The 21,126-nt window shown below is 70.4% G+C and carries 20 protein-coding genes; 5 read left to right on the top strand and 15 right to left on the bottom strand.

From position 1 onward, the window contains the following. Nucleotides 1-12 precede the first annotated feature (12 nt). The gene (locus HV826_RS13505; protein WP_176417426.1) at nt 13-591 is read right to left on the bottom strand and encodes a TlpA disulfide reductase family protein; all 579 of its coding nucleotides are present in this window, start codon (nt 589-591) and stop codon (nt 13-15) included. Continuing rightward, nucleotides 588-1,664, bottom strand: a complete 1,077-nt coding sequence (locus tag HV826_RS13500; RefSeq protein WP_176417425.1) for a CFI-box-CTERM domain-containing protein — start codon at nt 1,662-1,664, stop codon at nt 588-590. Before HV826_RS13500 ends, HV826_RS13505 begins: the two co-directional genes overlap by 4 nt. A 95-nt stretch (nt 1,665-1,759) precedes the next feature. On the opposite strand from HV826_RS13500, the gene HV826_RS13495 reads away from it, so the two are divergent. The 3 genes from HV826_RS13495 (at nt 1,760) to HV826_RS13485 (ending at nt 3,812) form a co-directional block, all read left to right on the top strand. After that, entirely contained in the window at nt 1,760-2,047 is a 288-nt protein-coding gene (locus HV826_RS13495) for a hypothetical protein (protein ID WP_176417424.1), read from the top strand. Nucleotides 2,048-2,129: 82 nt separating this feature from the next. After that, on the top strand, nt 2,130-3,389 hold the full coding sequence (locus HV826_RS13490; RefSeq protein ID WP_176417423.1) for a trypsin-like peptidase domain-containing protein: 1,260 nt from the start codon (nt 2,130-2,132) through the stop codon (nt 3,387-3,389). Between the two features lie 156 nt (nt 3,390-3,545). Then, nucleotides 3,546-3,812 carry a vegetative protein gene (locus tag HV826_RS13485; protein WP_163782665.1) on the top strand — a complete coding sequence of 89 codons (267 nt, stop codon included), beginning with the start codon at nt 3,546-3,548 and terminating at the stop codon, nt 3,810-3,812. Nucleotides 3,813-3,849: 37 nt separating this feature from the next. Here the strand turns inward: HV826_RS13485 and HV826_RS13480 are convergent, their stop codons facing one another. After that, nucleotides 3,850-4,581 (bottom strand): RNA methyltransferase, encoded by a 732-nt coding sequence (locus HV826_RS13480; RefSeq protein WP_176417422.1) that lies wholly within the window; start codon nt 4,579-4,581, stop codon nt 3,850-3,852. Between the two features lie 51 nt (nt 4,582-4,632). Here HV826_RS13480 and HV826_RS13475 point away from each other — a divergent pair, with 51 nt between their 5' ends. Together HV826_RS13475 and HV826_RS13470 are read left to right on the top strand one after the other, a co-directional pair. After that, nucleotides 4,633-5,220 carry a hypothetical protein gene (locus HV826_RS13475; protein WP_176417421.1) on the top strand — a complete coding sequence of 196 codons (588 nt, stop codon included), beginning with the start codon at nt 4,633-4,635 and terminating at the stop codon, nt 5,218-5,220. Between the two features lie 69 nt (nt 5,221-5,289). Then, the gene (locus HV826_RS13470; protein ID WP_176417420.1) at nt 5,290-6,249 is read left to right on the top strand and encodes a phosphoribosylaminoimidazolesuccinocarboxamide synthase; all 960 of its coding nucleotides are present in this window, start codon (nt 5,290-5,292) and stop codon (nt 6,247-6,249) included. A 27-nt stretch (nt 6,250-6,276) separates the two neighbouring features. Here the strand turns inward: HV826_RS13470 and purB are convergent, their stop codons facing one another. From purB to infB, 12 genes are all read right to left on the bottom strand, one after another. Beyond that, the gene (purB, locus tag HV826_RS13465; RefSeq protein ID WP_176417419.1) at nt 6,277-7,590 is read right to left on the bottom strand and encodes an adenylosuccinate lyase; all 1,314 of its coding nucleotides are present in this window, start codon (nt 7,588-7,590) and stop codon (nt 6,277-6,279) included. Beyond that, nucleotides 7,587-8,531 (bottom strand): ABC transporter substrate-binding protein, encoded by a 945-nt coding sequence (locus HV826_RS13460; RefSeq protein WP_176417418.1) that lies wholly within the window; start codon nt 8,529-8,531, stop codon nt 7,587-7,589. Before HV826_RS13460 ends, purB begins: the two co-directional genes overlap by 4 nt. Beyond that, a complete protein-coding gene (locus HV826_RS13455; protein ID WP_176417417.1) occupies nt 8,528-11,068 on the bottom strand; it encodes a bifunctional serine/threonine-protein kinase/formylglycine-generating enzyme family protein in 2,541 nt (846 codons plus the stop codon). Before HV826_RS13455 ends, HV826_RS13460 begins: the two co-directional genes overlap by 4 nt. A 109-nt stretch (nt 11,069-11,177) precedes the next feature. After that, entirely contained in the window at nt 11,178-11,633 is a 456-nt protein-coding gene (gene dut, locus HV826_RS13450) for a dUTP diphosphatase (protein ID WP_176417416.1), read from the bottom strand. Between the two features lie 67 nt (nt 11,634-11,700). After that, nucleotides 11,701-12,711, bottom strand: a complete 1,011-nt coding sequence (locus HV826_RS13445; RefSeq protein ID WP_176417415.1) for a M23 family metallopeptidase — start codon at nt 12,709-12,711, stop codon at nt 11,701-11,703. A gap of 6 nt (nt 12,712-12,717) precedes the next feature. After that, nucleotides 12,718-13,515: a hypothetical protein gene (locus HV826_RS13440; RefSeq protein WP_176417414.1), complete on the bottom strand. Its 798-nt coding sequence runs from the start codon at nt 13,513-13,515 to the stop codon at nt 12,718-12,720. Between the two features lie 159 nt (nt 13,516-13,674). Continuing rightward, the gene (pnp, locus tag HV826_RS13435) at nt 13,675-15,846 is read right to left on the bottom strand and encodes a polyribonucleotide nucleotidyltransferase (RefSeq protein ID WP_176417413.1); all 2,172 of its coding nucleotides are present in this window, start codon (nt 15,844-15,846) and stop codon (nt 13,675-13,677) included. 384 nt (nt 15,847-16,230) lie between these two features. Continuing rightward, nucleotides 16,231-16,500 (bottom strand): 30S ribosomal protein S15, encoded by a 270-nt coding sequence (gene rpsO / locus HV826_RS13430; RefSeq protein ID WP_011552156.1) that lies wholly within the window; start codon nt 16,498-16,500, stop codon nt 16,231-16,233. Between the two features lie 210 nt (nt 16,501-16,710). After that, on the bottom strand, nt 16,711-17,580 hold the full coding sequence (gene truB, locus HV826_RS13425) for a tRNA pseudouridine(55) synthase TruB (RefSeq protein WP_176417412.1): 870 nt from the start codon (nt 17,578-17,580) through the stop codon (nt 16,711-16,713). Between the two features lie 32 nt (nt 17,581-17,612). Continuing rightward, nucleotides 17,613-17,972, bottom strand: a complete 360-nt coding sequence (rbfA, locus tag HV826_RS13420) for a 30S ribosome-binding factor RbfA (protein WP_176417411.1) — start codon at nt 17,970-17,972, stop codon at nt 17,613-17,615. Further along, nucleotides 17,969-18,577, bottom strand: coding sequence for a DUF503 domain-containing protein (locus HV826_RS13415; RefSeq protein WP_176417410.1), 609 nt, complete (start codon nt 18,575-18,577; stop codon nt 17,969-17,971). Before HV826_RS13415 ends, rbfA begins: the two co-directional genes overlap by 4 nt. Before the next feature lie 118 nt (nt 18,578-18,695). After that, a partial coding sequence (gene infB, locus HV826_RS13410) for a translation initiation factor IF-2 (protein WP_255217202.1) occupies nt 18,696-21,126 on the bottom strand: 2,431 nt, incomplete at its 5' end.

Here is a 21,126-nt window from a genome sequence, read left to right as displayed (position 1 = left end):
GGGCGGCGTGGCTCAGGGCTGCTTGAGCGCGCGCTCGATGCGGCGGCGGATGCCGTCCTCGGACAGCGCGCCTCGCTGCGCGTCCATCACCTTGCCCTCGCGGTCCAGGAAGTAGAGCGTCGGCAGCGCGCTGACCTGGAAGGCCCGCGCCACGTCGTCGTCCGCGTACACCACGTACGGCGCCAGGTCCGGCAGGTGGTTGCGCATGAAGGCCTCCACCAGCCTGGGCGCGCGGTCGCCGTCATCCCGGCTGGCCGCGACGAAGACGAGCCCCTGCGGCTCGTACTCCTTGGCCAGCTTCACCAGCGCCGGCATCTCCTCCCGGCACGGCGGGCACCAGGTGGCCCAGAAGTCCAGCATCACCACCTGGCCCTTCAGGTCCTCCAGCTTCAGCGTGCCGCCGCCATGGCGCGCCATCTCCATGGACGGCGCGGACGTCCCATCCGGCACCAGCCGGGCCCGCTGCGCCTCCAGCACGCCCAGGTACACCACGCCGCCCACGCCGAGCGCCCCCAACAGCCCCAGCACCACCTTCGTTCCGGCGCCCGCCTTCTCCGGGGCCGGAGGCGGAGCCCCGATGCTTTCCGTCACTGGAATCCACTCCTCGTCAGGCGGCCATGCACCCGCCGCAGCGCCCACCGCACACCCTCACGGGCCACCGGACGCCGCGACACCCACGCCGCCACGTCAGGGCCCCACCGATAGTAGCCCCGGATGAACACCCGGCCCGGCGCGCTCTTCCGCAGCACGTCGTCGCGGTAGGCGCGGAAGGCCACGAGCTCCGGCGCGCCGTCGCCGAACGCCACCGTGGCCACGAAGCACGAGGACGCCGGGCTCACCCACATGAGCCGCTGGTTGGTGAGGTTCACCACCGCCTTCAGCTCGCGCGCCTCCGTGTAGATGAAGGCCAGCAGGTCGCGCCGCGCCGAGGGGAACTCCTGGCCGCTGGCCTCCTCGAACTCGATGCGCGTGCTGCCCGTGGTGCCGACCTCGTCCACCGTGAAGAAGTACCGCTTGGAGCTGCGGCCGACCTCCACCTCCAGCCCGCGCAGCTCGCCGAAGTACGCCAGGAAGGGCGTGCGGCAGACCGGGCAGATGAAGCGGTTGTAGGCGTGGCTGGTGAGGAACGCGTAGTCCCCCACCCGCTTGCAGCCCATGTTCGGACACACCAGCTTCACGCCCGCCTGGGGCGCGTTGCGCGGGTCATAACGCGACACGCGCGAGCCCTTGTCGAACACCGGCGGCGGACGCGGCGGCGACGTCACCAGGTGGCGCGTCGGGTGCGCGGCGCGCTCCAGCTCCTGCGCCCGGCGCCAGGCCGTCTCCGCCGCCTCCAGCCGTCCGGCCGCCGTGTGGCAGAGCGCCTCGCCGTGGGCCAGCAGCGCGGCCACCAGCTTCTCCAGCGGGGCCACCGCCGAGCCATCCCGCCCCGCGGCCAGCGCCTCCGCCAGCACCCGCTCGACTTCGGGGAGCAGGGCCTGGGCGGCCTTGCGGGAAGGGTCCTCCGCGCGGCGGTACACCGGCGGTTCGGGGATACGGACGAAGAGGGCCGAGGCCGCCGCGCGCACCCGCTCCACCGCCGCGTCGCCACGCCCTACGTCCAGCTGCGCCGCCCGCTCACGGGCCGCCTGAAAGAGTTCTTCGGGTTGCAAGCGCGCGGACATTAAAGGGCCCACCCCGCGCTGTCAGCGCATTGGACACCGCCGCGGTCGGAAACTGGCCACGCCCGCCTTCTTGATGTACGAAGAGGTAGGAGGCTGTGAGCGTGAACGCATTGAAGTTCATCGTCTGGACGTGCTGTGCGGTGGGGCTCGGCGTCTTCCTGGCTTCGGGCAAGGTGGATGGCCGCACGCCGCTGAACCACATGGAGCGGGCGTGGAGCCGCTCGGTGAACCCGGCCGCGGTGGATCGGCTCAAGGACGGGCTGGAGGACGCGTACGAGGACGCCAAGGACGCCGTCGCCGGAAACAAGGATTCGTCGCCTCGTGAGCGCATCAGCGCCGAGGACCGTGCAGCGGTGAACCGCATCATCGCGCAGAAGAAGTAGTCCGCCGTCGGGCCCGCTTCCCCTGGCCTTCCCGCCTCCTTAGGTTGCACCGAAGGCGGATGGTCGGGGTGGAGGCGGGGCCATGGGCAGGGCGCGAGGCAAGAGTGTCATCCTGTTCGCCGCGCTGGTGTGCGCGCTGGTGCTGCCAGCGCAAGCCACCGGCCGCGAGCGAAACCGGCTGTGGGTGGAGTCGCAGAACCGCGCGCTCCAGAAGCAACGCTCCACGCTGAGCGACGTCGCCCGGCGCGCCATGCCCTCCGTGGTGTCCATCACCACGCAGCAGGCCGCCGACATGCAGGCCGCCGCCGCTGGAGAAGACGCGCAGAAGGGCATCGGCTCCGGCTTCATCATCCATCCGGACGGCTACGTCCTCACCAGCGCGCACGTGGTGGAGGGCGCGGCGGAGGTCATCGTCTCCGTCCTGCACCCGCGTGGCTACGTGGAGGAGTTCGAGGCCATCATCGTGGGCGAGGACGCCCGCACCGACTGCGCGCTGCTGAAAATCGCCGCGCCCCGCAAGCTGCCCGTGCTGAAGCTGGCCTCCGCGTCACACGTGCGCTCGGCGGACTGGATTGTCGTCATCGGCAACCCGTTCGGGCTGGCGCACTCGGTGACGGTGGGCGTGGTCAGCTACATGGGCCGCACGGACGTGACGCCCAACGGGCGCGACGGCGACTTCGACTACATGCAGATGGACGCCTCCATCAACCCGGGCAACTCCGGCGGGCCGGTGTTGGACCTGCACGGCGACGTGGTGGCGGTGGCCAACGCCGTCAACGTGGCGGGCCAGGGCATCGGCTTCGCCATCCCCATCGACATCGCGAAGACGGTGATTCCGCACCTCAAGGCCCACGGCCGCGTGCGCCGCGGGTGGCTGGGCATGAGCGTGCAGGACTTCTCGCCCGAGGTGGCCGAGGCCTTCAACCTGCGGCGCGGCCGAGGGGTGGTGGTGACGGACATCGTCGAAGGCGGTCCGGCCGAGCGCGCGGGCCTGCAGGTGGGCGACGTCATCGTCAGGGTGGACCAGCGGAGCGTGCGCCGGGCGCATGCGCTGCGCTGGCAGGTGGCCGCCCGGGGCGTGGGCCGTGACGTGAAGTTCCAGGTCCACCGGCTGGGGCGCCCGATGAAGCTGACCCTCAAGCTGGACGAGATGCCCTCCGAGGAGGCGCCCCCGCCCACCATGGCCAGCACCGGGCCCGGGCGGCACGCGGGGGCCCCTCAGCCGGTGCTGGACGACCTGCTGTCGCCGGTGCCCCGCTCGAAGAGCCGCCAGGCGGCCCCGCCCTCGGGGGAAGCAGGCCCCGGGACAGGGGGTTCTGGACAAGACGCCCCCGCGCCCTGAAGTCCGGAGCGGCCCCGCCGCGGCCCCCTGGTTTCCCGGGCTCCTTGCGTTCGGGGGGCATGGGCGCTAGACAGTGCGCCTTTTTCCGTACCCTTGCGGCGGGTCCACCTCGGTGTGGCGCCGCGACTTCGCATCGTTTCGCAGGAGAGTTTCGCAATGGCCGAGGCCCAGACGACCCCGAAGCGCACCAGTTGGCCGCGTTTCGCCAAGAGCAATGGCAAGAAGGCGTGCACCGTGGAGGGCTGCAAGCGCCCCTACCGCGCCAAGAACTACTGCTACTTCCACTACAAGCAGTGGCGCCAGGGCGACCTGCCGCACAGCCGTTACCGCACCTGCTCCAAGCCGGAGTGCCGCGTGAAGACGTTCAAGGCCGGCCTGTGTGAGAAGCACCACGGCGAGGCCTTCAAGAAGGACGCGGCGTAGCCCGCGACTCGCCGTCGGCGCCGGGGTGGCCTCTTCCTCAGGGAGAGGCGCCCCGCGTCACCGCGCGCTCCAGGTGCTTGAAGGCCGTGAGCCACAGCTCCGCCTCGCGCTGGGTCAGCCGCGCTCGCATCAACGTCTGCTCCAGCTCGTTCAGCACATGCTGCGGCGCCTGCGGGTTGAGGAACTCCGCGCGCAGCATGACGTCCCGCATCCGCTTCGCCAGCGCCCCCAGCGTGCCCAGCTTCGCCCCCGGCGCCTCCTCCACCGCGGCCGTGGGCGTGAGCCCCTGACGGTGGCAGAGGTACAGCAGCACCGCCGACGACTGCGCCAGGTTCATGGACGGCTGCACCGCCGACGTGGGAATCGCGAGCACGTCCGTGCACCGCGCCAGGTCTTCGTCGGACATGCCCCGCTGCTCGCCGCCGAAGACGAGCGCCACGCGTCCGCGCACGCTCTCCTCCGCCAGCCGCTGCATGGCCTCCTCTGGCGTCAGCACGGTGCGGCCCTTGAGCTGGGTACGAGAAGTCGTGCCCACCGCGTACACGCAGTCCTTCAGCGCTTCGCCCAGGTCGGACATCACCTCCATGCCCCGCAGGACGAAGTCACTCTTGACCGCGAGACGCTCCGCGCCCTCGATGGACTTCAGCACCGGCTCGGACAAAATCAGTCGTGAGTACCCGAAGTTGGCCATGATTCTGGCCACGGCGCCGAGGTTGTCGGTGGAACGCGTCTGATGAAGGACAACGGTAAGCTGCTCCCCTGGCCGCATGCGCTGAGTTTAGCTGGTTGATCCCGAAGCAGATCGGTATATTCCCCGTCGATGCGTCGCTGGCTCCCTGGGTTGCTCCTCTCTCTCGTGACGGTCCTCACCGCCTGTGGTGAGGTCGGTGCACCTGTCCGTGCCACGGTGAGCGCGCGGCAGGCCCTCACCAATCCGCCGGAGTTCCTCGAGTTCGAGTCTTCGTCGACGCGGCTGGAGCTCTTCCGCGAGGTGGCCCGGCAGTCCGTCGTTGAAGCCGGGCAAGCAGCCCAGGCCCTGGTCCTCTTCCCCGTCAGCCGTCAGGGCGAGCTGCTCGCCGCGCCGGGCTTCGACCCGAAGATGGACCTGTTCCAGGCCCCCGACGCGGGCGCGCCCTTGGAGCTGGTGTTCGAGTCTGGCGGAGAGCGTTGGCCGGATGACCGCCGCGAGGGCCTCCAGGGCCTCTCCGAGCGTGAAGCCGCAGAGCTGGTGGCCCGCACGCTGCTCGCCCACTGGGGCATCGCGCCGGACAGCGCGGTGCAGGTGGACCGGGCGTCGGGCGCGCCGTACGCGGTCGCTTACGTGGATGGAATCCTGCGCATCAACCCAGCTTTCCTCTACCTGGCAGCGGCGTACGGTCCTTCTTCCCTGCCCGCTTCGCTCCAGTAGAGTCGCGCGCCTCAAGTCAGGCCCTGTTGCCTCTCGCCCTTCCCGCGAGAGAGGGGCCGCGAGGCGACAGTGAATACCTCCGCACTTCACGCGCAGCTTCCCCTCACCCTCCAGCAGACGGACCTGCCCGCGCTCGGCCAGCACTACCGTGGCAAGGTTCGCGAGACGTACCGGCAGGATGACCGGCTTATCCTGGTGACGACGGACCGCCTGTCCGCGTTCGACCACATCCTCACCACCATCCCCTTCAAGGGCGAGGTGCTCAACCGGCTCTCTGCCTTCTGGTTCGAGCGCACGAAGCACATCGTCCCCAATCACGTGCTGGACGTGCCCGACGCCAACGTCACCGTGGCGCGCGCCTGTCAGCCCTTCGCCGTGGAGGTGGTGGTGCGCGGCTACCTCACCGGCAGCCTGTGGCGCGACTACCAGAAGGGCGCGCACACCGCCTACGACCTGCCCTTCCCGGACGGCCTGCGCAAGGACGAGCCCTTCCCCGCCCCCATCATCACCCCGTCCACCAAGGCGGAGTACGGCCTGCACGACGAGCCCATCTCCGAACAGGCGCTGCTGGCGCGAGGGCTGGCCACGCCGCGTGACTGGGCGCGCATCTCCGAGGCCGCGCTGGGCCTCTTCGCCGAAGGGCAGCGGTGGGCGCGCACGCGAGGCCTCATCCTCGTGGACACCAAGTACGAGTTCGGCAAGGTGGGCGACACGCTCTACGTCATCGACGAGATGCACACCCCGGACTCCAGCCGCTACTGGGTGGCCGACGAGTACGAGGCGCGCTTCGCGAAGGGCGAAGCGCAGCGCATGCTGGACAAGGAGAACATCCGCCAGTGGCTCATCCGCGAGCGGAGCTTCTCCGGCCAGGGCACGCCGCCGCCCATCCCCGATGAGGTGCGCGTGGACCTGGCCGCGAAGTACGTGGCCGCCTACGAGCAGATTACGGGCACGACGCTGACGCTGGAGCCGGGCGACGTGAAGGCCCGCATCGAGCGCAACCTGCGTGAGAAGGGCTACCTGAAGTAGCCCTCCTCCGGCACCGGCACGGGGCGCCTACGCGCTCCGGCCGAAGACGCGCTGGAAGACGTCGTCCATGTGGCGCGTGTGGTAGCCCGGGGAGAAGCAGTCGGAAATCTCCTCGGGCGTCATCATCTTCCGCAGGTCCTCGTCCGCGAGCAGGGCCTGCCGGAAGTCGAGTCCTTCCTCGTACAGCTTCATCGCGTTGCGCTGGACGATGACGTAGGCGGCCTGCCGGTCCATGCCCTTGCGCGCCAGCTCCAACAAGAGGCGCTGCGAGTTCACCACGCCGCCCAGCAGGTCCAGGTTCTTCTTCATCTGCTCCGGGTAGACGCGCAGGTCCTCCATCAGCCGCGCGAAGCGGATGAGCATGAAGTCCGCGAGGATGGTGGCGTCCGGGCCGATGACGCGCTCCACGGAGGAGTGGGAGATGTCCCGCTCGTGCCACAGCGCCACGTCCTCCATGGCGCTCACCGCGTAGCCGCGCAGCAGGCGCGCCAGGCCGGTGAGGTTCTCCGACAGAATCGGGTTGCGCTTGTGCGGCATGGCGCTGGAGCCCTTCTGTCCCGCGGTGAAGGGCTCCTCCGCCTCACGCACCTCCGTGCGCTGGAGGTGGCGAATCTCCACGGCGAACTTCTCGATGCTCGAGCCCAGCAGCGCCAGCGCGGTGAAGAACTCCGCGTGCCTGTCCCGCTGCACCACCTGGCTGGAGGCCGGCGCGGGCTTGAGGCCCAGCTTGCGGCAGACGTGCTCCTCCACTGCTGGTGGCAGGTGCGCGAAGGTGCCCACCGCGCCGGAAATCTTCCCCACGGCGATGCTCTCACGCGCGTGCTCCAGGCGCGTGCGGGCGCGGCGCAGCTCGTCGTACCAGATGGCCAGCTTGTGGCCGAAGGTGATGGGCTCCGCGTGGATGCCGTGGCTGCGGCCCATCTGCAGCGTGTGCTTGTGCTCGAAGGCGCGCTTCTCCACCGCGGCCATGACGCGGTCCACATCCTTCAGGATGAGCTCCAGCGCGTCGCGCAGCGTGAGCGCCAGCGACGTGTCCAGCACGTCCGACGACGTCATGCCCAGGTGCAGCCAGCGCGCGCTGGGCCCCACCCGCTCCTCCATGAAGGTGAGGAAGGCGATGACGTCGTGCTTGGTGGTGCGCTCAATCTCCTCGATTTTCGCCGCGTCCTCGGGCGTGAAGTCGCCCGCGCGAGCAAGGCAGTCCCGCAGCGCCTCGCGGGGCGCAAGCCCGGCCTCCACCATGCCCTCCAGGGCGGCGAGCTCCACGTCGCGCCAACGACTGTAACGGGCCTCATCGGACCAGAGGGAGGACATCTCCTGACGGCTGTATCGCGGAATCACTCGTAGACCTTCACGGCAAAGTCCCGCCGCGCCGCGAGCCGGAGGAGTTCCAGCACGGCGTCGGAGGACGGACCCAACTTCCTGGCGGCGGTGAGATTGAGAGACAAGTCCAGCCCCTCGGGCTGAACCACCGCCAGCGCTCCTGGATTCACCTTCTCGTGGATGATGCGGTTGGCCAGCCGCCCGGCCTGCTGGCCAATGGCCGTGGGACTGGGCGAGAGCGCCAGCGTGGCCCCTTCCTTCACCTGGCTGGGCGTCAACGCGGCCAGCGGCACCCGGTGCGCCGTCGCGAAGGCGATGAGCGCCTGGACGACCGCCGCGTTGCCCACCGTCTTGTCCGCCACCATCAGCAGCGCGTCCACCTTGCCCACCGCGCCGTCCAACGCCTTCTCCGCCCGGCCCCCCGCCTTCATCTCCAGCGGGAGGATGGACATGCCCTTCGAGGCCGCCGCCGCGCGGGCCTGCGTCACCGTCCCCGCCGAGAACCGCGGGTCATGCAGGATGCCCACGCGCTTCACCTTCGGCGACATGGCCTTCAGCGCCTCCAGCTCCGGCCCCATGTCGCTGGTGAGGGAGATGCCGGTGACGTTGGCGCCATCCAGCCCGTACTTCTCGTAGTAGGGCACCATGGCGAAGAGGACGGGCACGTCCTCGCCCAGCGAGCGCCGTGCGGCGTTGGCGGCCAGGGGACCCAGGGCCAGCACCAGCGCGGGCTTCTGCGCCGCCAGCTTCTTGAAGAGCCGCGCGGCCGCGCCCGCGCTTTCGTCCAGCATGACCTCCTGCACCTCCGCCCGAGCCTCCGCCGCGAACCCGGCGATGACGGAGGCATACGGCGCCAGGTGGGCGGACTTCACCGCCACCACGCGGGGACGGGCCGGCTGCTGCGCCACGGCCACCGCCGGCAGCAGCGCGACGAGGAGCGCGACGACGCAGCCCTTCATTGCCGCACGCTCGCGCAGCAGCGGAAGCCCACCGCGTTCGAGCGCTCCGTGGGCACGCCGTTGCTCCGCGCCGAGCAGCGTGACGCCGGGTCCGGCTGGTCGAAGGCGCCGCCCTTCAGCGCGTAGCCCTGGCCGTCCAAGCGGGTGGACGTCCACTCCGCCGCGTTGCCCGCCAGGTCCATCACCGCGTAGCCCGACTTGCACCGCGCGAAGCGCCCGGAGACCGCCAGTCCCCCCGAGGCCGCCGCGGTGTTGCACGCGCCCACGGCCTGCTCCTCGCCGAAGGGGAACCGCGAGTTGCCAGGGCCCTTGCATGCCTTCTCCCATTCCTCTTCCGTGCAGAGCCGCTTGCCCTCGCGCTCGCACGCGCCCCGCGCCTCTTCCCAGGCCACGGCCACCTTCGGCGCCGCGCCAGCCTGGTTGGGGAACTCGTACTCATCCACGCAGAAGGAAGACACCTGGATGCTCGCGACGGGGCGCTCGTCCGGGCTGGCCAGTGCGTCGTCGTCGCTCCGGCCCATCTTGAAGGCCCCGCCACTCACCAGCCGCATGCCCGCGGGACATCCCCCCACGGGCGCCGCCACCGCGGCCGCGCCACCAGCCCCGGCAGCAGGCGCCTCGCCACGAGCCCCCTGCCCTCCGGACTTCTGCAGCGCCTTGATGGCCAGGAAGCCCCCGCCCGCGCCCAACGCCAGGCAGCCGAGGACGAGCAGCGCCAGCCTCAGCATCGAACGCTGGGGCTTCGCCGCGCGCGTGGCGGACCTGGTGAGCACCGCTCCGCGCGGCGCGGCGCGAGCGCTGGAGCCTTCCGACGGCTCACTCCGCTTCGCGCCGGAGCGAGCGCCCGGGTCCGACACCTCCGAACCCCGGCGGCGGGTGCGAACACCGGAGTCCTCGGAGGCACGGCCGCGGCCACGGCTGCCGGTGTCCTCGGCACCGCCTTCGCTCGAACGAGACGACGCCTCGTTCTGCGCGCCGTCGCGAGCCCGTGAACGGGAGCGGCCCACCGCGGGCGCGGCGTCCAGCGTGGGCGCGGCGGGGCGGCCCGTGGGCACCGCGGGCGCCTCGTCCAGGGTCATCGCGCTGGAGCGGCCATCCGTCACCGCGGGGGCGTCCACCTGCGTGGGCGCGGCGGAGCGGCTCAGCGCGGCCTCGGACTCCTGCGCGGACGCGGCGCCACGCGCGCTGGTGTCCTCGGAGTCCTTCCGCGCCGGCGCGGAGCGGGAGGGCACGGGCGGAGACGACACGGGCCGCGAAGCGCTTCCCTGCGCCGAAGGTGCCGCCTTCGCGGCGACGGGCGGCGCGATGAAGGGCAGCGCCTGCTCCGTCAGGTGCTGCGGCGCGGACGCAGACGCGGGCTTGCCTCGGCCCATGATGGCGGCCAGCGACGCCGCGTCCAGCGGCTGCGTGGCATCCACCGGCGGCAGGTCCGGGATGGGCGCGGGCGGCTTGGGCGCGGCGACCCCGGGCGGCGGAGGCAGGTCCTCCTCCTGCACGGCCGGGAGCATGCCCGTGGGCACCGGAGGCGGAGGCCTCGCCGCCTGCCTCGCGGTGTTCGCGGCCGACGAGCCCGGAGGGGCCGGGAGGCTCCGCGCGCGCGACACCACCGCGGCCGGCGTGCGCGCCAGGATATTGGAGAACTCGGTGAGGAGCTCACCCGCCGTCTTCGGACGGGCCAGCGGGTTGAAGTTGAGCGCGCGCCGGTACAGCGCCTCGATGGAGGTCGGCAGGTCCGGGTGGTGCATCGTCAGGCCGGGGATGACGCCGTCCTCGGGCACGAGCCCGGTGAGCAGCTCCCCCACGATGACCGCGAGCGAGTACACGTCCATGCGCGTGTCCAACTCGCCCCCGCCCACGTACTCCGGCGCGATGTAGACGTCCGCGCGCTGCCCCTTCTGGGCCTGCACGAAGGGCAGGTGTGGCACGGCCAGGCCCAGGCCGTAGTCCGTCACCTTGAGCAGGTCCGGCAGGACGATGACGTTCTCCGGCTTGAGGTCGGAGTGCGGCCCGAAGCGGTGCGCCGCGTCCAGGGCCGCCGCCATCTGCGACAGCAGCGGCTCCACTTCCTTCAGCGAGAAGAGCTGCCCCCGCGCGGTGCGCTGCTCCAGCATCCGGCGCAGCGTCATGCCCTCCAGCAGCTGTAGGGTGATGAAGGGCCGGTCCCCATCCACGCCCTCCTCGTACACGCGCAGGAGGTTCGGATGGCTGAGCTTCTTGGCCACGCGCATGGACAGCGAAAACTGCATGCGCTCCTCGGGCTGCTGCACCAGTCGCGGGTGCACGGCCTTGAGCGCCACTTCGACGTCAATCTCCTCGTCCAGGGCCCGGAAGACGAAGCCCATGGGCCCGGAGCCCACCACTTCCTGGATGGCGTAGCGGCCGGCGACGACGTCCCCTGGCTTGTAGGGTGCGCCGTCCGCGTTGCGCCGGCGAGCCGCCCCGGCGGGAGGACGCGCCGCGGCATCGTGCTTCAGCCCACAGGTGGGACAGGTGTCTTGGGAGGCAGGAACGAGGCTGCCGCAGCGGTAGCAGAGCAAAGCTGGCGTACTCCAGGAGGCAGTCGGGGGGCCACCTCGGGGGAAGGCCCAGCCTCTTATTCTGCACGCTCCCCTGTCATCAAGGAACGCCGAGCGCGGAAGTCAGCGACTAGCGGCCCGTGGACCCGAAGCCATTTCCACCCCGGGAGGTTTCCTCCAGTACCTCCACCTCCTGGAGGGCGACGGGTGGCACGGCGGCCACCACCAGCTGGGCCACGCGGTCGCCCCGACGCAGGGTGAAGGGCTCGTTGGAGAGGTTGACGAGGATGACCTGCACCTCTCCCCGGTAATCCGCGTCCACCGTCCCCGGCGCGTTGAGGAGGGTGACGCCATGCCGCAGCGCCAGGCCCGAGCGCGGACGCACCTGCCCTTCGTACCCAGCGGGTAGCGCGAGCGCGAGCCCTGTGGGCACCGCCAGCCGCTCCAGGGGCCCCAGCACCCGCTCCCCGTCGATGTCCGCGCGCAGGTCCAGGCCCGCGGCCTGTGCCGTCTCGTAGCGGGGAAGTGGCAGGGGCTCCGCATGGGGGCGCACGCGGCGCACCTTCACCGTGAGGGGGGAAGACATGCGCTGGGACTAACACAGCTGCCGCCGCCTCGTGCCACGGCGGCGTGACAACCTCGAGCGTCAGGCCTCATGGCGCGGCGCCCTTCGCCACGGACCGCAAGGCGGTGCGGAACTTCAGCGGGTCCATGGGCCGCGCCGCCAGCTCCAGTTGGTAGTGCAGGTGGGGGCCGGTGGAGCGGCCCGTGTTGCCCGAGTGCGCCACCCGCTCTCCCCGGCGCACGCGCTGCCCCACCTTCACCAGCAGCTCCGAGTTGTGACAGTACGCCGTCGTCACGCCCCGCCCGTGGTCCACCACCAGCACGCGGCCATTCACGGCGTCCTCGCTGGCACGCCGCACGACGCCGTCCGCCACCGCCACCACGGGCGTCCCCACCGGCACGCCCAGGTCCACGCCGGTGTGCAGCTTCCGGCGCCCCAGCACCGGGTGGAAGCGCTCGCCGAAGGGACTCGTCACACGCGCGCTCTCATGGACGGGCCACGCCAGCCCGAAGGCGGTGGCCAGCGCCAGGGCCTGTGCGGCGCCCACGGAGGCGTCCTCGAAGCCCGGCGGGAGCTGCCCCGACAGGCGCTCCAGCGTGGGCGCCCCACCCTCCGCCGCCACCCGCTCCAGCGCGTAGCGCGCGGGGACTCGGCCCGCGAAGAGCGCCGTGAGCCGGGCCTCCTCTCCTGGAAAGTCCTTGGCCAGCGCCGTGTGCAGGCTGCGCGCGGCCACCGGGCCCGTCTGCGGGTCCAACAGCGACGCGGCGGGGACGCCCAACTCCGCGGCCAGCTCCAGCGCGGGCTGGCGGGCTCGCACCTGTGCGCCCTTGAGCGCCAGGTGGGTTCCCCAGGCCAGGGCCTCCGCATCCGTGAGGGCCCGCGACAGGGGCACGTCGGGAGCCACCAGCGGCGTTGACAACGAGGTGCCACTGACGCCGTCGTAGTACGCGAGCAAGGGCCGTGCGGTGCTACGCGTCCCCGTGGCCCACGCCGTGGCCTTGCGCACCAGCGCGCCCGCGGGCGTGTGGTGGTACGCGGCCCACAAGCACAGCGCCGCCATGCAGAAGTCCAGCAGTCCTTTCGCCTGGCGCGGGAACATGGGCACCTACCGGAAGAAAGACAGCAAGGGCGTCGCATCCACCACTGCCGCCACGGCCAGCGGCACCACCACCGCGCAGCCCAAGAGCCCGCGCCGCAAGGCCGCCGTGCCCCCGGCTTCCTCACACACCGCGTCCGCGTGTTGAAGGTTGCGCAGCACCGCGCGCCACCCGAGCGAAACCAGGACGCCCACCAGCGAGGCCACCGCCAGCACCCGGGCCGCCACGTCCGCCGCGCCGTCCCCGAAGAGCTCACGCCAGGAGAGGTATACCGAGCCCTGGATGAGTCTGGCCACCGCGCACGCGCCCGCCAGCACCACGGCCGCCGTCGCGAGAGGCCGCAGCCACCGCATGGGCGTGGGCTTGCGCAGACACCGCGACCACAGCTGCCTCCACGTCGGACGCGCGGCCTGCTGGGGCTCCAGCACCGCGCGCCACGCCTCCGTTGGAACCGGTGCGGCCGCCTCGCGGTAGCCCAGCGCGGGCAGCGCCAGCACCACGTCCGCCGCCAGCTCCCACGCGAGCGCGAGGAAGCGCGCGATCCGGGTGCGCTGCTCCAGCGACACCCACTCCACCAGGGGCGCCGTCAGCGAAGAGCGACCCACGAGCGCGTCGAAGCCCGCGTCCACCCGGTCCACCAGCGCCAGCAGCCGTTCATCCAGCGTGTCCGCCGCCGAGTGCACCCCCACCGCCACCAACGCGACCAGCCCCAGCGGCATGAACGCCCAGCGGAAGGCCCCCAGGAAACGGGAGACGTCCGCCAGGAAGGGCGTGGACGACGAGGCGGGCGGTGGTCGAGGTGGCAAACAGCCTCCTTGCGGCTGGGGCTCGCTCCTCAACGCACGGCCCGTCTGGAAGTGTCTAAGCCACCCCGGCCCGAAACGAAAACACCCCCTCCCGCGCGGTGGCGGAAGGGGGCGTCATGAGCGCCGGGCGCCCCGTGAGGGAGCCCGGGCTTTCGGGCACTAGGCCTTGGCGTCCGGCTGCGTGGGCGCGGGCGCCGGCTGCGCGGCGGCCTCACCCGCGGCGGCGGCACCCTGCTGCGCGGTCCGCTCCGCCATGGCCTCCTTGCGCGACAGGCGAATCTTGCCCGTCTTGTCGATGCTGACGACCTTCACCAGCACCTCGTCGCCCTCGTTCAGCACGTCGGAGACGCTCTTGACGCGCTTGTCGGACAGCTCGGAGATGTGGATGAGGCCGTCGGTGCCCGGGAACAGCTCCACGAAGGCGCCGAACTCGGCGATCTTGCGCACCGTGCCCGTGTAGATCTTCCCGATTTCGGCCTCGCGGGTCAGCGCCTGAATCATCGCGATGGCGGCCTTCACGGCGTCGCCGTTCGCGCTGGCGATGTCCACGCGGCCCGAGTCCTCGATGTTAATCGCGGCACCGGTGCGGGCGATGATGTCCTTGATGACCTTGCCGCCCGGCCCGATGACGTTCTTGATGAACTCGGGACGAATCTGGATGGTGGTGATGCGCGGCGCGTACTGGCTGATTTCCTTGCGGGACTCGGCCAGCGTCTTGAGCATCTCCCCCAGGATGTGGAGGCGGCCCTGACGCGCCTGCTCCAGGGCGCGGCTCATGATCTCCGTCGTGAGGCCGGTAATCTTGATGTCCATCTGGATGGACGTGATGCCCTTCGAGGTGCCGCACACCTTGAAGTCCATGTCGCCCAGGTGGTCCTCGTCACCGAGGATGTCGGAGAGGATGGCAATCTTGTCGCCCTCCTTCACCAGACCCATGGCGATACCGGCCACCGGGGCCTTGAGCGGAACACCCGCGTCCATCAGCGCCAGCGTGCCGCCGCAGACGGAGGCCATGGACGAGGAGCCGTTGGACTCCAGGATGTCCGACACCAGGCGCACCGTGTACGGGAAGGACTCGCTCTTCGGAATCATGTTGCGCAGCGCGCGCTCCGCCAGCGCACCGTGGCCGACTTCACGGCGGCCCGGGCCACGCAGCGGCTTCGTCTCGTTCACGCTGAACGGCGGGAAGTTGTAGTGCAGCATGAAGCGCTTGAACGCCATGCCACCCAGCATCTCCAGGCGCTGCTCGTCATCGCTGGTGCCCAGCGTGGCGACCACGAGCGCCTGCGTCTCGCCGCGCGTGAAGACCGCGCTGCCGTGGGTGCGCGGGAGCACGCCCACCTCGCACGTAATCTGACGGACCACGTCGTGGCCACGGTCGCCGATGCGGCCACCGTTGACCGTCATCTCGCGCATGTGCTCGTACTTCAGGTCCTCCACCACCGACTTGGCGTGCTTCTCCACCACCGGGGTGTAGCCGTCGCCCAGCTGCTCCTTGAGCCTGGCGAGCGTCTCCTTCTTCGTCTTGCCGAGCGACTCGTAGCGCGCGCCCTTCTCCTTGATGCCGTAGCCCGCCTTGATGCCGTCCATGGCCAGCTCGCGCACCTTGGCGCGCAGGCCCTCGTCCACGGCGGCGGGCTTGTCGAAGGCGCGGACCTGCTTCTTCAGCTCGCGCCGCAGCTCGTCCTGCAGGTCCAGCGCGGGCTGCGCCGCCGTGAAGCCGAAGTCGAGCGCCGCGACCATGTCGGCCTCGGAGACCTCCTCCGCGCCACCCTCCACCATGACGATGGCCTTGCGGCTCACCGCCATGATCAGGTCCAGGTCACTCTGCTCGCGCTGCTTCGCGGTGGGGTTGGCCACCAGCTGACCGCCGACGCGGCCCACGCGGATGCCGGCGATGGGGCCATCAAACGGGATGTCCGACGCCCACAACGCCGCGGAGGCGCCGGTGAGGCCGTGGATGTCACCCTCGTTCTCCGGGTCGGAGGAGATGACGCTGGCGATGACCTGCGTCTCGTACGCGTAGCCTTCGGGGAAGAGCGGGCGGCAGGAGCGGTCAATCAGGCGGCTGGTCAGCGTCTCCTTCTCCGTGAGGCGGCCCTCGCGCTTGAAGTAGCTGCCGGGGATGCGGCCAGCCGAATACAGCTTCTCCTGGTACTCCACCGTCAGGGGGAGGAAGTCGATGTCCTTCTTCTCCCGGGCGCTCACCGCCGTCACCAGCAGCATGGTGTCGCCATAGCGAACCACCACGGAACCGTCGGCCTGCTTCGCCAGACGGCCCACTTCAATGCTCAGCTCGCTCTCGCCAATCTTGACGCTCTTCTTCAACATGTCCGTGCCTCTGGATTCGTCAGGGCGAAGACCCCACCGCGCGCACCCGGTCCGAGAAATGGACCCGGCACCCCGGGAGGGTCCTCGGGGTGTTTGAGCGGTCACCAGGGCCTCAAGACAGGCGCCAGTTGAGGCAACCGCCAGCATGTACTGCGGAGGGCGCTTGCGGAGCGCCGGAGGGATGTCTCGGAACTTTTGATCCCTGGTCGCAGGGGCCGACCGCAGTCAGCCCCTCCGAACGGAAACCAAAACCTCCGCAGCCACCACTCCCTTGCCCGCCTCCACCCACCGCGCTTCGACTGCTTCACTTCACTGCATGACTGCCTACGTCTTAAACGCGCGGGGCGCTGGTTTCTGCCAGCGCCCCGGGTCCTGCTCAACTGCCTACTTGCGGATGCCGAGGCCGTCGATGAGCTTCTTGTACCGCGCGACGTCCTTGGACTTCAGGTAGTCCAGCAGGCGGCGGCGCTGACCGACCAACTTCAGCAGACCGCGGCGGGAGTGGTGGTCCTTCTTGTGCGTCTTGAAGTGCTCGGTGAGCATGGTGATGCGCTCGGACAGCAGCGCCACCTGGACCTCGGGGGAACCCGTGTCCGACTCGTGGGTCCGGAACTTCGACACCAGCTCCGACTTACGCTCCTGGTGCAGCGACATGAGGCTCTTCCTTGCCCGCTCCGGTGGAGGTTGCTGCTCGCGTCACCACGGTCCGCGGAGGGGTACAGACCGGGTGCATCCTTCTAACGAGCGGGGGGGCTTATAAGCTTCACCCCCCGTGGGGTCAACCATCGACGCCTGCCCGCCAGCCCCGGAAAGTCCGGGACCGTGAGGAGACGTACAGCCACAACCCCACGAAAAATCCCGGCGTTACACCAGGACGCGCAGGTAGCGCAGGCGGCCACCCGCCACTTCGGCCACCGCCAGCAACGCGTCGTCCGGGCCCATGACGCGCACCCGTCCGGCCTTCCCAGCGGGGACCTCCACCGGGACGCCGTGGGAGACGCGCCTGGCGTCGGCGGCGCTCACCCGCACCTCCGGCAGCTCCACCAGCGCATGCGACATGGTCATCAGCCGGCTGGCCAGCGCGCCCTCCTTCAGCAGCGTCGGCACGTCCGCCAGCGGCAGCGCCTGCGCCAGGGAGAAGGGACCACTGGCGGTACGCCGCAGCGCCTCCAGGTGGGCTCCACAGCCCAGCGCCCGGCCCACCTCCTGGGCCAGGGTGCGCACGAAGAAGCCCTTGGAGCAGCGCACCGACAGCTGCAGGCGCTCCGCGGAGAAGTCCCGCAGCACCAGCTCGTACACCGTCACCTGGCGGGCGGCGCGCTCCACTTCCTCGCCCGCACGGGCCAGCTCGTAGAGCCGCTTCCCACCCACCTTGACCGCCGAATACATGGGCGGAATCTGGTCGAAGGTGCCCCGGAAGCGCGCCAGCGCGGCCTCAATCAAGGCGGGCGTCAGCGCCGGCACGGGCGCCTGCGCCGTCACCTGCCCTTGCGCGTCCAGGGTGTCCGTCTCCGAGCCCAGACGCACCGTGGCGTCGTAGGCCTTGTCGCCCTCGGTGATGAAGCCCGCGACCTTGGTGGCTTCCCCCAGGCAGAGCGGCAGCACTCCGGTGGCCAGCGGGTCCAGCGTCCCCGTGTGGCCCACCTTCTTCAGGCGAAGCAGCGAACGCACCTGGCGGACCACGTCGAACGACGTGGGGCCGGTGGGCTTGTCAATGACGAGGACGCCGTCCATGGCACGCCAATCGTGGAGGCCCGGGGCTGGACCTACCAGCCTTCCTTGTTGCGGACCTCGCGCAGCAGCCGGTCAATCTTGTCACCTTCACCCACCGATTCGTCGAAGGAGAAGTAGATTTCCGGCGACACGCGCAGGTTGACGGCGGACGTCACCTCGCGGCGCACGAAGCCCTTGGCGGCTTCCAGGCCCTGCTGCGTGTCCGCCCGCTCCTGCTCGCTGCCCATCATCGAATAGAAGACACGGGCCACGCGAAGGTCCGGGGAGACCTTCACGCCGGTGATGGTGATGAAGCCGATGCGCGGGTCCCTCAGCATGCCCCGGGTGAGCAAGTCACCAATGGCCGCCTGGATTTCCTGCCCCACGCGCTCCGGTCGGGAATGCGTCGTCATTTCTTCTCCCAGTCTCGCGGGTTGCGCAGGGAGCGGGCCCGAGCCCGCGCCTCGTCGAACGTCATCCGTCCACCGCTCGACGGAGACGGGCGGCCCGTGCCGCCGTCCATGCCGCCTTCATGGCGGCTTTCCCACTCTCCCAACCCCTCCGCCTCCGCGAGCGAGCCACGCTCGCCGCGCAGGAAGCGGGCAATGGCGGCCTCCGACTGCGCCGCCGCCTGCTCCGGGGAAAGGTCCAACGCCTCCGCGCCCTCATCCACGGCCCGCGCCGAGAAGGAACCTCGCGAGGCCGCCTGGCCACCCGCGAAGAGCTGGTCCCCGAAGCCGAGGATTTCCGTCTCCCGCGACAACAGCGGGGCGACATACATCTCCTCGACGAAGTGGATGACCTTCTCCAACTGCTCGTCCACGTGGCGACGCTCGTTGCCCACCACCGCGAGCGCCAGCGAGGCCTTCTGCCAGAGGTCCTGGTCATCGACCTCGGCCACCGCCACGTTGAAGCGGGCCTTGAGCCGGTCCGTCACCCGGCGGAGCACCTGCCGCTTGGACTTCAGCGAGCCGCTGTCCGGAATCTGCAGGGTGAGGCGTGCGACACCTACGAACATAAAAGTCCCCCATTGCCACGGGTAGCCCCGCCCGACGGCGGAGGCAACCCGGGCATCAGCACCCTGGGAAGATGGGGTCTTCCCAGGGTTTCAGGGAGGCGCCGGGGCTCTCCTGCAACTAGGAGAGGCTCTGCCGAGTCTCTTCGATCTCGTAGGCCTCGATGATGTCGCCCGGCTTGAGGTCGTTGAAGCTCTCGATGCCGATACCGCACTCGAAGCCCTGAGCGACTTCCTTGACGTCGTCCTTGAAGCGCCGCAGCGACGCCATCTTCCCGGAGAACAGCTGCTTGTTCTCGCGCATGAGACGGACGAAGGCGCCGCGCTTCATGACACCGTCCAGCACCGCCGCACCAGCGATGGTGCCCAGCCGCGGCACGTTGAAGGTGTTGCGCACCTCCGCACGGCCCAGCTTGCGCTCGGTGCGGATGGGCTCCAGCAGGCCCTCCATCTCCAACCGAACCCCGTCGATGAGCTCGTAGATGATGGAGTAGCTCTTGAGCACCACTTCCTGGGCCTTGGCCGCGGCCTCCGCCCCGGACTCCGGGTTGACGTTGAAGCCCAGCACGACGCCCTTGGAGGCCGCCGCCCGCATCACGTCACCTTCGGTGATGGCGCCCACGCCGGAGTGGACCACCTCCACCTTGACCTTGTGGGTGGCGAGCTTCTGGACGGCCTGCTTGACGGCCTCGGCCGAGCCCTGCACGTCCGCCTTGATGACGACGCGCAGCTCCTTGGGACCGCCGCCCGCCTTCGTCTTGGCGAACAGCTGCTCCAGGGACTCGCGGCTGACCTTGGACAGCTCGGTCTGCCGCTCCTTCATGTTGCGGTGCTCGGCGATCTGCTTGGCCGCCTTCTCGTCCGCCACCACGTTGATGGCGTCACCCGCGCTCGGCACACCGGACAGGCCGACGACCTCGGCGCAGTAGCCCGGCTTCACTTCCTTCACCTGCTCGCCGCGGCTGTTCGTCATCGCGCGGACGCGGCCGTAGTGCGAACCGGTGACGACGGCGTCACCCAGCTTCAGCGTGCCTTCCTGCACCAGCACCGTGGCGACCGGGCCACGGCCGCGGTCCAGCTTGGCCTCGATGATGGCGCCCACCGACGGGCGGCTCGGGTTGGAGGTCAGCTCGAGCACCTCGGCCTGGAGGGCCAGGTTCTCCAGCAGGAGCTCCAGGTTCTCCTTCGTCTTCGCGGAGACGGGAACCATGATGGTCTCCCCGCCCCACTCTTCCGGCACGAGCTCGTGGGTGGCCAGGTCCTTCTTCACGCGGTCCAGGTTCGCGCCCGGCACGTCGATCTTGTTGATGGCGACGACGATGGGAACCTCCGCCGCCTTCGCGTGCTTGATGGCCTCCGCCGTCTGGGGCATCACGCCGTCATCCGCCGCCACCACCAGCACCACGATGTCCGTCACGTCGGCGCCACGGGCGCGCATGGACGTGAAGGCCTCGTGGCCCGGCGTGTCGAGGAACGTCACGTCGCCCCGCGCGGTGGTGATGCTGTACGCGCCGATGTGCTGGGTGATGCCACCCGCCTCGCCCATCGCGACGTTGGCCTTCCGGATGGCGTCCAGGAGGCTCGTCTTGCCGTGGTCGACGTGGCCCATGATGGTGACGACCGGCGGACGGGGACGCTCGTTCTCGGGACGGACCTCCACCTCGGGCAGGTAGTCCTCCACCTCGAAGCCGACGCGGTCGATCTTCCAGCCGTAGTCGCCAGCGACCATCTCCGCGGTGTCCGCGTCCACCATCTGGTTGGCCGTGGCCATCTTCCCCATGCCCATCAGCTTCTTGATGAGCTCGGCGCTGCGCACACCCATGCGCTGGCCCAGGTCGGACACGGAGATGCCCTCCTGCAGCTTGATGACCTTCTTCTCCTCGGCCATCTGGGTGATCTGCGTCTTGGCGCCCTTCTTCGTGGGCTTGCGCTTCTTGCCACGGATGGGGATGGTGACGCGGCCCCAGACCATGTCCGTCAGTTCCTGCTTGGACACGCTCTGCGTATCACCGGTGGTGCGCTTGCGCTGGCCACGCTCCTTGTTCTTGGAGACGTCCACCAGCTCGCGGCCGCGGCCCAGGTGGTCCGGAACCACCTTGTACTCACGCCGCTCGGGGATGCCCGTGCGGCCCGGCGCCATGGGGTACTGCTTGGCCTGACCGGCCGTGGGCGTCACGCGGCGCACCTGGATGAGCGGGCGCGAGATGACGACGGCCTGGGTCGCCGTGGGACGGGCCGCGCCCGTGGGCGACACCTGAGCGTGCGGCACGCCGCCGACCATGATGGTGGGGCCCTGAGGTATCGGCGAGGCCGAGGCCGAGGCCTGCACTCCCGTGCCAGGCGCCGCGGTCGGACGCACCGGCCCCTGGCCGGGACGCCCTGCGCCCTGGTAGGAGCCCGGCCCCTGGTAGGACGGACGGCCGCCCGGACCACCGGGACGCCCACCCGGGCCGCCCGGACCACCGGGACGCCCACCCGGGCCGCCCGGACCACCGGGACGCCCACCCGGGCCGCCCGGACCACCGGGACGCCCACCCGGGCCACCCGGCCCC

The organism is Myxococcus sp. AM010 (assembly GCF_013372585.1).
Lineage (GTDB): Bacteria > Myxococcota > Myxococcia > Myxococcales > Myxococcaceae > Myxococcus > Myxococcus vastator.
Note: the sequence above shows the minus strand (reverse complement) of the source record. Positions and strands in the feature narration are given on the sequence as shown.